The 13,229-nt window shown below is 48.4% G+C and carries 13 protein-coding genes; 11 read left to right on the top strand and 2 right to left on the bottom strand.

Going from position 1 to position 13,229, the window contains the following annotated elements; genetic code table 11:
• The first annotated feature begins 2 nt into the window (after nt 1-2).
• The 11 genes from AT705_RS18605 (at nt 3) to AT705_RS18555 (ending at nt 10,520) form a co-directional block, all read left to right on the top strand.
• On the top strand, nt 3-761 hold the full coding sequence (locus AT705_RS18605) for an AAC(3) family N-acetyltransferase (RefSeq protein ID WP_237113749.1): 759 nt from the start codon (nt 3-5) through the stop codon (nt 759-761).
• Nucleotides 758-1,294, top strand: coding sequence for a WbuC family cupin fold metalloprotein (locus tag AT705_RS18600; RefSeq protein ID WP_058797733.1), 537 nt, complete (start codon nt 758-760; stop codon nt 1,292-1,294). Before AT705_RS18605 ends, AT705_RS18600 begins: the two co-directional genes overlap by 4 nt.
• Nucleotides 1,278-2,222: a Gfo/Idh/MocA family protein gene (locus tag AT705_RS18595; protein WP_058797732.1), complete on the top strand. Its 945-nt coding sequence runs from the start codon at nt 1,278-1,280 to the stop codon at nt 2,220-2,222. Before AT705_RS18600 ends, AT705_RS18595 begins: the two co-directional genes overlap by 17 nt.
• Nucleotides 2,219-3,439 carry a DegT/DnrJ/EryC1/StrS family aminotransferase gene (locus tag AT705_RS18590; protein ID WP_058797731.1) on the top strand — a complete coding sequence of 407 codons (1,221 nt, stop codon included), beginning with the start codon at nt 2,219-2,221 and terminating at the stop codon, nt 3,437-3,439. The genes AT705_RS18595 and AT705_RS18590 overlap by 4 nt, the downstream gene beginning before the upstream one ends.
• Nucleotides 3,440-3,456: 17 nt before the next feature.
• Nucleotides 3,457-4,731: a class I SAM-dependent methyltransferase gene (locus AT705_RS18585; RefSeq protein ID WP_058797730.1), complete on the top strand. Its 1,275-nt coding sequence runs from the start codon at nt 3,457-3,459 to the stop codon at nt 4,729-4,731.
• A complete protein-coding gene (locus tag AT705_RS18580; protein WP_058797729.1) occupies nt 4,712-5,773 on the top strand; it encodes a Gfo/Idh/MocA family protein in 1,062 nt (353 codons plus the stop codon). The genes AT705_RS18585 and AT705_RS18580 overlap by 20 nt, the downstream gene beginning before the upstream one ends.
• Entirely contained in the window at nt 5,752-6,636 is an 885-nt protein-coding gene (locus AT705_RS18575) for a sugar nucleotide-binding protein (RefSeq protein ID WP_058797728.1), read from the top strand. Before AT705_RS18580 ends, AT705_RS18575 begins: the two co-directional genes overlap by 22 nt.
• Nucleotides 6,624-8,087, top strand: a complete 1,464-nt coding sequence (locus tag AT705_RS18570; protein WP_058797727.1) for a PfkB family carbohydrate kinase — start codon at nt 6,624-6,626, stop codon at nt 8,085-8,087. The genes AT705_RS18575 and AT705_RS18570 overlap by 13 nt, the downstream gene beginning before the upstream one ends.
• Nucleotide 8,088: 1 nt before the next feature.
• The gene (locus tag AT705_RS18565; RefSeq protein ID WP_058797726.1) at nt 8,089-8,799 is read left to right on the top strand and encodes a nucleotidyltransferase family protein; all 711 of its coding nucleotides are present in this window, start codon (nt 8,089-8,091) and stop codon (nt 8,797-8,799) included.
• 64 nt (nt 8,800-8,863) lie between these two features.
• A complete protein-coding gene (locus AT705_RS18560; RefSeq protein ID WP_058797725.1) occupies nt 8,864-9,541 on the top strand; it encodes a class I SAM-dependent methyltransferase in 678 nt (225 codons plus the stop codon).
• Nucleotides 9,531-10,520: a GNAT family N-acetyltransferase gene (locus tag AT705_RS18555; protein WP_058797724.1), complete on the top strand. Its 990-nt coding sequence runs from the start codon at nt 9,531-9,533 to the stop codon at nt 10,518-10,520. Before AT705_RS18560 ends, AT705_RS18555 begins: the two co-directional genes overlap by 11 nt.
• Here the strand turns inward: AT705_RS18555 and AT705_RS18550 are convergent.
• On the bottom strand, nt 10,517-11,893 hold the full coding sequence (locus tag AT705_RS18550) for an NAD(P)-binding protein (RefSeq protein WP_058797723.1): 1,377 nt from the start codon (nt 11,891-11,893) through the stop codon (nt 10,517-10,519). The two genes, AT705_RS18555 and AT705_RS18550, sit on opposite strands and share 4 nt — an antisense overlap.
• A gap of 2 nt (nt 11,894-11,895) precedes the next feature.
• Nucleotides 11,896-13,224: a DUF4910 domain-containing protein gene (locus tag AT705_RS18545; protein ID WP_058797722.1), complete on the bottom strand. Its 1,329-nt coding sequence runs from the start codon at nt 13,222-13,224 to the stop codon at nt 11,896-11,898.
• Nucleotides 13,225-13,229 lie beyond the last annotated feature (5 nt).

Genomic DNA, 13,229 nt, shown 5'->3' with positions numbered 1-13,229 from the left:
TAATGACAACTCTATTGCAACCTATGGGTGTCAAATCCTCAAGTACACTCATGGTACACAGCGCATTCAGTGGCTTAAGTAAACAAGGTGTTCAAGCTGCTTCGTTATGTGAGTCTTTGCTCAATTACGTACATCAGGGCAACGTCATTATGCCAACAATGACCTGGCGCACTGTCACGAAAACACAAAATTGTTTCGATGTTAAATCAACCCCGTCACATACGGGCATATTGTCAGAGCTATTCAGAACACAGTTTGCGACCCACCGAAGTTTACACCCAACTCATTCAGTTGCAATTGCTGGGCCTGACGCAGAGCATTTAACGCAGGGACATCACCTCAACCCTGGACCCTGCTCCGATTCAAGCCCCTATGGCTTGATAGAAAACTCCACACTAAAAGACGACGCATATATTTTGCTCATTGGGGTAGCGCTTGAGAGCTGCACCTATATACATTACTTTGAAGAACACTTTAACTTTGATGCGTTTTTGCAAAGTAAGACTGAGCATTATCGACTGATACAAACAAATGAAGAGGTAGTTGAGTACAACTTGCATCGCCACACACGTAGCGTCAGGGACTTTCATCAATTTGGTAACGCACTGCATAACATGAACGCGTTAACAGTTGCTCTATACGGCGACACCCCAATTACGTTGCTCAAAGTACATGCCCTGTCAGAGGTTGTCCGGGCCGAGTTTGAACGCTCACCACTGGCGACGTTGCCCTGTCACTCATATATGCAAAATACACTATGAAACAACCACACTCTGCGACCAGCGCCGGTGCTCAGTACATTCAGGCTCCCATTATACAGCTATCAACAAAGCACCTGGCGGAACTAAAAACGCTAGCAGCCAACGCGCACAATGGTCGCTTCAGATATTGCCTTCATGAAAGCCATGAAGCAGCCATTCAGGAGATGATCATCTGCCTGCATGGCATGAGTTACTTTCCTCCTCATCGTCACCCAACCGGGGTCGTGGAGTCCTATCACATGATTGAGGGTCAGATGGACGTATTTACGTTCGATGATGCAGGAAACATCATTGGCAAAACGGCCCTCGCACCTATACATGCTTCAGATGAAAATAAAGTGTTCTTTCATAAAGTTACCAGCCCTTGTTATCATACAGTGGTACCCAGGAGCGAATACGTTATTTATCATGAAGTACTGACAGGCCCGTGGGTCCCCGACTATACAAGCCAGACAGCGCCTTTTTCACCTGCTCCGGAAGACCGTGCTGCCGTGGATAAATTTATCAGAGAGTTAAATGAGTTCCGAGTTTAAAACCATTAGAGTGGCTGTTGTTGGGATTGGCAGCTGGGGAAAAGCAATCGTCAAAACACTGCGTAATGAAGTGTCTGATGTCCAGCTTTCCCATGTTGTTACCAGTAATAGCGAAGTTGCCCCCCTGCTCCCGGAGCAGACTAAGATATTGGCCAGCTGGGATGAGCTGGTGACCTGCAGTGATGAATTCGATTGTGTCGTCGCAGCACTGCCACCGCACCTTAATCTGCCGCTCGCGCAGTTGTTGTTGCCTTTGGGTATCCCACTATTTATGGAGAAGCCGCTCGCATTGTCTGCACAGGACGCGCACACAGTTTTGTCGTTGGCGACACGCCATCAGAGCATTGTGCATATTGACCACATAGATTTGTATAACCCGGCAGTGGTTGAGATTGCGGCACGCCTGAACTCGCCTGTCACTTCTGTCAGCGGCAAGATAGGCGCAGCCTATCCTCGCCGTGCGATTATGCGCCCGCTTTGGGAGTACTCCCCACACTTTATTGCCGCCAGCCTCAAACTTATCGCGTCTCGGCCGATAAGTATATCAGCCTGTTACGATAACATAGCGCCTGAGCTACAAGACCAGGAGCAAAGGGAGCTGGTCACTGTCGCTATCCGCTTCGAAAATGGTGCACAAGCGACCATCCAGGCTGGTAACGGTATGATCAACAAAACGCGCATGCTAACAGTCTCTGCGACCAATCAGCAGTTCGAATTCGTTGACCGAGATGCCGTTCCACTAAAAGAAAATAACAAAGAAATCGCGGTCGAGCCGACACTGCCTCTGGCAAAATCTCTGACCCACTTTGTCAACAAAGTACGCACAGGCAACAACAGCCTGGCAGATTTTTCTGAGGGCGTCAGGGTCATTGAAATTCTGGAAGCCGCAGATCGCGCACTTGACGAACGAAGAGAGGTAAAATTGTGAGTCATAACCTCAATGAACTAGCTTTGTATGGTGGAAGCCCCGCTATTAGCGCCCCCTTTCCTGCGAGGAAAGCCTTTGGTCCAGGTGAAGAACAAGCGGTACTGGCGGTGCTTGACTACTATCGGGAACGAGATGAAGATCCCTGTTACCGGGGTCCGTTCGAGGCCCAATTGTGTAACGCCTTTTCTGACTATATGGGTGGCGGCTACAGCGTCGCGGTAGCGACAGGCACTGCTTCCGTCTATGTTGCATTGGCAGCACTTGAGCTGCCTGCAGGTAGCGAAGTCATTATTTCACCTGTGACTGACGCGGGCCCTCTCAATTCAATTATCATGCAGAATTTGGTGCCTGTTGTAGCAGATGCTGCGCCAGATAGCTTCAATACCAGCTGGCCACAAATTGAAAAAAAACTAACAGAGAAAACACGTTGTATCATGCTGGTACATTGTGGCGGCCTGCCTGTTGCTGACACTGACGTTATTGTGGCACAAGCGCGTGCTCGGGGCATAAAAGTACTGGAAGACTGTGCACAAGCGCCCGGTGCCAAATTAAATGGCCAGCTAGTCGGCACCTTTGGTGACATTATGGCTACATCCACTATGTACCGAAAAAATATCGCCTCGCCTGGCAGCGGAGGTCTGGTATTTTGTCGCGACCAGGATTTATACCATAGTGCACTTGCCCACTCTGACCGTGGCAAACCGCTCTGGTCTGATGAATATGTCGAGCGTAATCCGGCACAGCACTTATTCCCTGCTTTAAACTGGAACACGAATGATTTCAGCTGTGCGGTGACGCTGGCCTCTTTACAGCGCCTGGACCAAACCATCACAGATAGAACCCGTGCTATGACGCAATTACGCGAGGCGATAAACAGTCATTCGGATATTTGCAATATTTCTGCCTGGCAAGGTGATCCTTCTCCGTTTTTTATCCAAGTCAAAGTCGATACTTCAAGATTAAATGTCGATAAACTAGAGTACTGTCAGGCCCTGGTTGCTGAGGGAGTACCGATGAATCCAGACTACAAATTCCTTGTTGCAGACTGGCACTGGTCACACGAACATTTTACACAGCAACCGGTCACAACCCCCAATGCGACTCATGCCCGGGATACCTCATTTAATCTATACGTTAATGAGAACTATGACGCGTCGCACGTTAGCATGATTGTGGCTGCGATCACCAAAGTTGATCGTTGCTTTCGCCACGCCTAAATCAAAGAGCACTGTACATGAATAAAATCACTCAACAATTAACTCAACTGCGCGATAACTGTCGCCTCTGTCTTAGCAAGGATGTTCAGGTTGCTATTCCATTTAAGCCGACGCCGCTTGCTGAAAAGTATGCACAGAATAAAACTGACGCCTCTGCACCTGCTTTGCCCGTTGATTTGTACATTTGTAATGAATGTGGCCACGTGCAAATCCTTGACGTCGTCGAACCGGAATACCTTTGGGCTGATTACACTTACCATTCAGGCCAGACTCAGGGGATCATTGACCATTTTAAAGACGTGTCAGAGCTGATCCTAGAAAAGTATGGTCCACTTCCTCAGCCCTTTGTGCTTGATGTAGGCAGTAATGACGGAACCTTCCTAAAGTGCTTTAAAGAAAAAGGCTTCAAAGTGTTGGGGATTGATCCTGCCAGCGATATTGCCGCTCAGGCAACCCGCAACGGTATCGAAACAATCGCGGATTTAATGACGGCCGAAAACGGACAAAAAATTGTTAACCAACACGGTCAGGCCTCATTGGTGACTGCATTTAACGTATTTGCACATGCCGACGAAATGCGAGATCTACTCAAAGGCATTGCAACAACCCTGGCGGATGATGGTTTATTTGTGTTTGAAGTATCCTATCTCAAAGACATCATAGACAAGATGCTCATTGGTACCATCTTTCATGAGCATCTGTGTAACCACTCTCTCAAACCAATGATTAACTTCCTCGCGACAGAAGGACTGGAAGTGATCCACGTTGAACATGTCTCGATTCAGGGTGGCTCCATCATAGGGTTTGCGCAGCATAAATCAGGCCCTCGTCCGGTTCAGCCATCAGTTGCACAAATGATTGATCAAGAAGACGCCTGCGACTTGCACAGTATGACCACAATGAATTCATTCGTTGCACGTTTTGATGCCATGAAAGAGCAAGCAAAAGCCCTGATTGCCAAGCACCAACCAGGTGTCATTGCAGCATACGGCGCGGCGCGCAGCGGCCCTATGCTGTTAACGCAATATGACATTGGCGCGGATATCACAGAAATCTACGACGATCATTCACAAAAGGTGGGACGCTATACACCGGGAGACAGTATTCTCGTTGAGCCAACGGCAAAGTTAATGGACACCATGCCGACGTTGACAGTCATACTGGCTTGGATCCATGCCAAAGCCATTGTCAAAAAGCACCTGGATTACCTTGAACACGGTGGCGCGTTTTTAACCTTAACACCGCAAGTTGTACTGATCACGAAAGAGAACTATGCAGACTTCATCGGCTAAAATAAAACTGGGCTTCATTGGGGCCGGCTTCATTGGCCAGGTCGCGCACATTGAGAACTATGCGCAACTAGACGATTGTGAGCTGCATGGTATCGCGGATCTACGTCCAGAGTTGTTGGCACAAGTTGCCAGCAAATTTGGTTTTAATAAGACCTATGCCGATCATCATGCACTGCTTGAAGACGATGACATCGATGCCGTTATCGTGGTAACAGCACGTGCTCACACTGTAGAAGTCGTCAAAGATTGCTTGCTTGCCGGAAAACATGTGTTCAGTGAAAAACCCATGGCCGGTAACAGTAAAGATGCAAGTGCATTAGTCGAGTTGGCTAAAGCCCGACAGCTTGTTTACTGCGTGGGCTACATGAAACGATTTGATGCAGGCATTGTCAAAGCGAAGGCCGTCTTTGCCCAGCTGATCGACAATCAAGAGTTAGGTGAGTTGCTACAGGTCAACGCACACTGCTACATGGGCGATAGCTATTGCAAAGCAGGGGGTTATATTCACTCTCAGCAGGCACGCCCGCAGATGCCCGATGAGGCAGACTTTGCACCTAGCTGGCTCACGAGTGCACATCGCCCGCTGTTCGCGCGTTATGTCAACGTCCACTCTCACTTATTGAATTTACTCAGGTATTTTCTAAACTGTGACATGGAAGTAGAGTACTTTAACTTTTTGTCGGCAAAAGCTCATGTGTGTGTTTTGCGTACTGACCGCCAGCTTGTCACTTTGCATACCGGTGAAGTAGATCAAAAAGACTGGCAGGAACAATGCACATTTGTGTTTGAGCGTGGTCAGTTACAGATCACTTTGCCGCCGGCTCTGTTACGTAATGTGCCAGCGCAGGTCGAGCTACAACGCAATGGTGACATCACGGAAAAAACACAGTATCAGGTCCCCTGGTCCTGGGCATTTAAAGAGCAGGCTCAGGCATTCCTTGAGGCACTGAAACAACAGAACCTTAGCAGCCCCATCGCTGCGAGTGAGGCACTATCCGACATTCAACTTGCAGAGGCAATATGGCAGAAGATCAGCAATTAACACCGATTATATTTGGTGCCAGTGGGCTGCTGGGCAGCCACTTATATCGCCATTTCGTTTCAACACGACCGAATTCGATTGGCACTTACGGCCATAATCCACAACCTGGTATGCAACAGTTTCAGCTCCAGGAGCATACGCTGTCCGATCTAACGCTGGATACTTCATGCCAATACATTGCCATTATTTGCGCTTCACTCACCAACATTGGCGCCATTAACGCTGAGCCGGAAAAAGCTGCCCAAGTAAATGTGGAAGCAACACTAGCCTTAATCAAAGCGCTTCATCAACAGCAGATCCCGATTATCTTTGTCTCTTCAGACAATGTCTTTACCGGTGATACGGGAGGCTATACCGACGATAGCTTAGCACCAGCCGTTTCCGAATATGGCAAACAAAAACGCTGTGTTGAAAACGCGCTAATGTCACTCACCGAGGGTCAGGCCTGTATCCTACGCCTTGCAAAAATCATAGGCAGCCCGGGTGCAGACGGTACTATTCTCAATGATATCGCAGGCCAGATAAACGCTGGTGTGCCGGTAAAGGCTGCCACTGATTTGATTTTTAACCCAACTGACATAAAAGATATTGTCCGAGCTGTCGACATGCTGGTAGCGCTAAACGCCAAAGGCCTCTTTAACTTTTGTAACCCACAATCGTTTAGCCGTTATGATCTAGCACAGATGATGGCCAGCGCATTGCGCAGTGACACACCGCTGCAAGCAATCCGTTTTTCAGATTTGGACCCAAGTGGTAAACGCCCCCTGAACACAACCATGATAAACTCTGCACGCTTCTCTGAGTTTAATTTTACCTCTGTGCAAACTTGTATTGAAACCGGTATCAGGCAATGGAAAAAATGACTCATAAGCCAAAACGCGTGTTAGTACAGGGCAATTTTGATGTGCTCCATCCGGGTCACATCAGACTGCTCAATTTCGCCCGGGATTGTGGTGATGAGCTCATTGTCGCAATCAATACTGATTCAGCAATGGCTGTAAAAAGCCGGGTAAAAGAAAAACACCGTTTGGAAATTGTGCAGTCGCTTGAATGTGTTGACGAGGCTTTTCTGACCGATCAGCCGCCGGAGCAGGTCGTAGAGCAACACCAACCAGCCATTGTTGTTAAAGGAAAAGAGTTTGAAACCCGGCACAATGCCGAGTTGAGTACGCTGCAGCAATATGGTGGTAAATTGGTGTTCGGCTCTGGTGAATTTGAGACCAATGCTGACCATTATATTCGTCGCACCACTTCAGTTGGACGAAATTTTGACTACCAGGAAGCCAAGCAATTTGCACAACGTCATAGCATCACACAATCCGACTTAGTCAGCCTGTTTGAAAGTATGCGGGCCTTGCGGGTGCTCGTGATTGGTGAGGTTATTGTCGATGAGTACGTGCAAGGTACAGCCGTCGGATTATCTCAGGAAGACCCCACCATAGTGATGACACCTAACCGTAAAGACAGGTTTCTGGGTGGGGCAGCCATCACTGCCGGGCATATCAAAGCACTGGGTGCCAAAGATGTGACACTGGCTTCGGTGCTGGGTGAGGATAATACGGCCTTCTACGCCACTGAGAATATCTCAGATTATCAGGTCGAGCCCTTGTTTTTTACCGATACAAGCCGCCCTACCCCACTAAAAACCAGATACCGGGCCGGTAACAAAACACTGCTGCGTGTTAATCAGGTCAGACAGCATAAAATTGCACGAGAATTACAGGAACAAATCTACAGCGCCATCGAGAAAAAGCTCGATACCACTGATCTCCTGGTCTTTTCCGACTTCAATTATGGCGTATTGCCTCAACCTCTGGTAGAGCGCTTAAGTGCCGCATGTCAGCAGCGTAACATTCGTATGGTTGCGGATAGCCAGACCTCTTCTCAGGTGGGTGACATTTCACGCTACTGTGGGATGGACTTGCTAACCCCGACCGAACGAGAAGTGCGCGTAGCACTGAATAATACCGATGATGGTCTCGTGATTCTGGCGCAAAAGCTCATCGAAAAGACACAGAGCCAAAATTTGGTTATAACCCTGGCCGAGGAAGGCATACTGGTGCATAAACCCGATCTACCTGTACAAAAATGGGAAAATGATCGCTTACCGGCGCTCAATCCCAACGCTGTTGATCCTGCTGGTGCTGGTGATTGCTTGCTTGCGGCAAGCTCGCTGGCGCTGGTTGCGGGTGCCAACATATGGCAAGCCTGTTACCTTGGTAGCCTGGCAGCAGCCTGTCAGGTTGCGTCATTGGGGAATACGCCTCTGTCATCCAGCATACTAGAAAAAGCCGTCAAGGACTCGTTCAGTTAAAATGAAAGCCATCTTACTCGCAGCAGGATTAGGTACGCGCCTAAAACCGATCACCGACTCAACACCAAAATGTCTGGTTCCCATTAATGAACAACCTTTGCTGGGCCTTTGGATAGATAAACTGGTTCATCTGGGGGTAAGCGACATTCTCATCAATACCCATTATTTTAGTGAGCAAGTTGAAGCTTTTGTCGCAACCCACCCTCACAAAGCACGCATCACACTGAGCTATGAGCCAGAGCTACTTGGCACAGCCGGTACCCTGATCCGCAACCACACCTTCTGGCGTGGCGAGCCGTGCATGGTTATTCATGCCGATAATTACTGTCTCAGCCCGCTTCAGGCCATGCTTCAGGCACACCAACAACGTCAGGCACATACAGATGCAACACTGTTACTCTTTGAAACTCAAACGCCACAAAGTTGTGGAATTGTAAAACTGGATGCGTATCAGGTTGTCCGTGAATTTCACGAGAAAGTTGCCAATCCGCCAGGAAACCTCGCCAGTGGCGCCCTGTTTATATTTGGTCCAACTGTATACGACAAATACTTTTCTCACTTAACACCGGACCATCATTATGAGCTAAGTGTGGATATCGTGCCAAATATGGTTAATAAGCTCCAGGGCTGGCTTGTAGACGACCATTACATTGATATCGGCACCCCTGAAAGCTACATTCAGGCGCAAAGCTTGGTGAGCCAATTGCGCTAATTTAATAACTACACTGGCTCAAACCTTGCTTAACAACAGCATAGTTATTTCGAAGGATTTTTATATGTCATTTTGTCAAAACTGGGATCAACTGTATCGCAATAATCAACACATGTCCGTATGGCCATGGAGTGAAATTGTAAGTGGTGCCCTGCGTAACACACGCCTGAGAGACGGCGATGAAACATTCACAATTCTGGAAGTAGGATGTGGCGCGGGTGCGAACTTTCCGTTTTTTCTGTCTTATTGTCCAACCGTGTATGGCATCGATGGTAGTGACTTCATCATCGGCGAGCTGAAAAGCCGCTTCACAGACATCGCCAACAACTTGTACGCAGGTGACTTTACGCAACCCTGGCCCTTTGAGGCACAATTCGATTTAATTGTCGATCGCGGAGCATCCGTGCACAATCCGGTCCGTAGCATTCAGCGCTATCTGGACCAGGCATACGACAGCCTCAAACCTGGTGGCGTGTTGTTAGTCACAGACTGGTTTAGTACTGAACACTCCGACTATGCAAAAGCGCCAGAGTCAGTCGACAAGTACACCAAAACGGGTTACACCTGGGGCCCGTTCGCAGGTGTCGGCAATGTCAACTTTTTCGATGCTGAGCTTATCCACCAGCTCGTATCAAAATTTGAAATAGTCTCCCTCAGTCACTCTCAGTCTAACGAGTATGGCAGTGATAGCGTCCATGCGGCGTGGAGTATGGTACTGAAAAAGCCCGCTCATGAAGAATAAGTTTAGGCTTGAGCACTGTGATCTGGACCATCAATGGGACAGCTTTATCGCCACATCTCCCCATGGCACCCCCTTTGTTCATAGCCAATTCGTCGCTTTACTGGGTGTGAAATATCACGCCTATTACTGCTGCAAAGGCAAAGAAAAAATTGCCGCGGTGTTGCTGATCGTGGATGAGCATGAACAACGCGTCATCGGTCATCATGACGTGATCCATGACGGGATAATGCATCGCGATATAGATCACCTGAATCGCGCCCAGCGTCATTCGGAGTTATTTGCCACACAAGAGTACATTGCTGAGTATCTTGCTGAACGCTATGCTCAGGTGACCCTGAAACTACACCCGGCTATCCAGGACATTCGCGCATTTTTATGGGTTAACTATCACAACGATGGCCCTAAGTATGCTGTAACACCCCGCTACACGTCTGTGCTTGAGTTGGACGAGTTTACTACTCCTTTGTCAGCACTTGAGCACTCCGACAACTATAGCAATAGCTCGGTGTCAAGGCGGCAGGAGATCCGCTACGGTATCAAGAAACAGGTTACGCTCAGTGAGTCGCAGGACTTTACCTTATTTGCTCACTATTACGGACTCACCATGGCGCGCCAGGGCATTGAAATTAACCCTGCTCGATTGGATGCACTCGCGGTGAGAATAAAAAGCCTGGCACAACAGGGCCTGCTCTGTATGTATGAGGCACACACCAGTAACCAGGAAATAGGCAGCTTTGCGACCTACTTACTCCATGGGGATACAGCCTATTATTTTTATGGTGCAAATCACCCAGAAATGCGCGATAGCCATACGGGTACAGCCGTGTTATGGCAAGCTTTTCCGCTACTTGCCCAAAAAGGCGTGTCAAAGTTAGACTTAGAGGGCATTAACAGTCCCCAGCGGGGCTGGTTCAAGTTAAGCTTTGGAGGCAATGTCGAGCCTTATTTTCACATCCGGCTGGACAAAACCGACGCTTAATTTGCGTCGGTTGCCCGCATAATTGACTCGTACGCCTCAACCAGCACCTCTGCCTGACGCCAGCACTTACCACTAAAACGACCCGATACAACGACGTTATCAACACACCCCGTCAAGGTCTCGTAGTTCTGTTGATTGACAGCCTGGAACTCTGTAGTTGGTACAGGAAAGGTGTTGTTAATCACCTGAGTCTGCCCGCTGACACATTGTGCTTGCGGATCGACGATGCCCATCAATTTAAGCTGTTCGATGATCTCAGATTCCGTAAAGGACTCTACCTCGTCAGGACTGCATAGTATTTCGGCGGATAAATGATGATGTTGACTTTGCCCGGTTAAATTAGGATACAAAGTCAGGCGAAAAATAGCGCTATTCGCATCCCAGACCCACAAGTAATGTGACTTGTTGTCCAGCAAAGGCAGGTCAAAGTTGAGGTGGAAAATAAGCGCGGTACGCAAGGTCACCTGACCTCTGGCTGGCGTCAACCCCATTGCGCTCAGCGCGATAAAAGGAGGCGCACTCCAGAATAGAAAGTCGCATGTCAAAGTACGTTCACTATTCGCCAGGGTCAAACTTGTCACCTTTTTGTTCTGGTGAACTATCTGTGCAACGCGTTCTGATGTGATGACTTCAACACCAGCCTGCTCTACACGTTTTTGTAGCTGCGTAACCCAGTAACCAATTCCCTCTCCGGTCGTCGGGTAATAGTAAGTTATCTCACTCAGGTTATCCTGTGCTTTGCGCTGTTGAAAATCAGATTCTCGCTGATATCCCAGCTTGGCATCAAAGGCCGGTAGCTGCTTAAGAGTTGCAGTCACGTCCGCTGGCAACGCCAGAATGCGGGTAAAACCAAATAACCCAGCAGCCATAGTAAGGCTCTTCAGAGGCGCATCCTGCCCATACAGTTTGCGTAATATCGGCACAACAATGCTTTCTGTGAAGACAATTCCCAGTGAATTAGCACAATACTCATAAATCAAGCCTGATTCTGGCAAGTCGGTATGATTGATAAGCTCGCCGCAGCCTTTCTGGTAGATATCTTGTGGGAGTTTAGATGCATCCGGAAATGGGCTGTTCAAGTCCCAGCTACCTGCAAAGTAGTTCCCTGAACATAACCTGGCAATTTTATGCCAGCTGTCAGTATCCGTATCTGCGAACAAGATTTCATCCAGCTCCGCGACACCTGTTGCATTGGGAATGTGTGAGCCCATGTCATAGGCAGCGCCAGAGTTGTCTTTAACAGAGCAAAATAACCCGCCCACAGTATCGGCCTGCTCAATCAATACCACTTGACCAAAACGTTGTTTTAAAAGCACAGCCGCAACCATGCCACAAATGCCGCCGCCCACTACAACTGCCTGATTATTTGCCATAACTACGCCTCCAATTGACTCTGGGGTGGCAACATTTTTAACAAGCCATGCGCCTCCAGCTTACTGATTGCACCTGCAAAATCCGTGACAGATTGATTGTACTTACCTGCGATATCTATGGTGTCATGATGCCCATCGCTGTAACACAACAGCATCTTAATGTGATTCAGCTCATCCAGCTGACGAGTTCGCTCTTCACTGAAAAAGCTCAACGTTGGGTACAAGCCCCGACTCCCCAGATTAGGCTCACCGTAGGGGTGGGTATTTTCAAAGCGCGCACTTTGCTCAAACGCCAGGAAAATCTTTTCAAGCTTATCAATGCTATCCAGTAGTGGTTTGATCCCCATATACGATTTATTATCCAATGAGGTGTGATATTCCTTATAACCAGTATGAAAACTGCGGCTCACACAACATACAGGGAACTGGAAGCCGGGCGCATTGTACTGGCGCTCATCAGAGCCGCTGAGCGGACTAAATGGGATATTACTATGGCCATGACCTTGTTCACTCAGGTGATACAAGAGTTTATCTAGTAACCCATTGTCATTGCGGCTATGTTTAAACACCAACTCCTGAGGGTCTCCCCCTAGACAGTTCAATACCAATCCTGACACCAAGTTTTGGCGAAATTGATCCTGCATCAAATGCAGCACACCCAGACTTCCTATGGTCTCGGGGTGTAACATGAATCGGTACGTATAGCGACGATTTGGCCACTGCTTTATCCTGTGATACAGGCCCAGTAAAACTAGCGGACCACTGAGTTCATTGTTAGCCATTGATGGATGACACAAATAGGAGCTGAGCAACACCTCCTGCTCAGACTGACCTTCAAGTACCGTTTGTACTAAGTCCAGATGTCCATCGACAAAACGGCTCTTGATCACTGCTCGATACTGGCCTGGCTTCAGCTGCTCGCGGCGAGACTGGCTAAGACAAAAACCCCAGCGCTTTTTATAATAACTGGTTACATACGGCACCGCTTCTGGCAGCTCAGGTAAGCTGTATAAATGAGATTGCAGCTCTTCCAGAGACAGTGTGACATCCACAGGCTCTGAGTAATTAACCACTTCGAGGTTAAGCCTGTGCATATCCGCCACACGCTCACCATCCGGTCCTAGCAGATACGCTTCATCGCAGTGCCACTCCTGCGGAACCTGCCAGTCAAACAGTGCGGTGCCTGTAGGGATCGACAAGCGCTCCAGAGGCAGGTATCGACCAAAAATATCGTAGCTTTGCCTCAGCCCGGGACCAGTGATCGATCTGAGGATAGGAAACAGCTCATCGTAAAGGTCATTATAAAACGCTTCTGTTTCTTGATACGACACTTCAG

Origin of the sequence: Pseudoalteromonas rubra, assembly GCF_001482385.1 — a bacterium.
Lineage (GTDB): Bacteria > Pseudomonadota > Gammaproteobacteria > Enterobacterales > Alteromonadaceae > Pseudoalteromonas > Pseudoalteromonas ardens.
The sequence above is the reverse complement of the archived record's forward strand: the minus strand, read 5'-3'. Positions and strand labels throughout refer to the sequence as shown.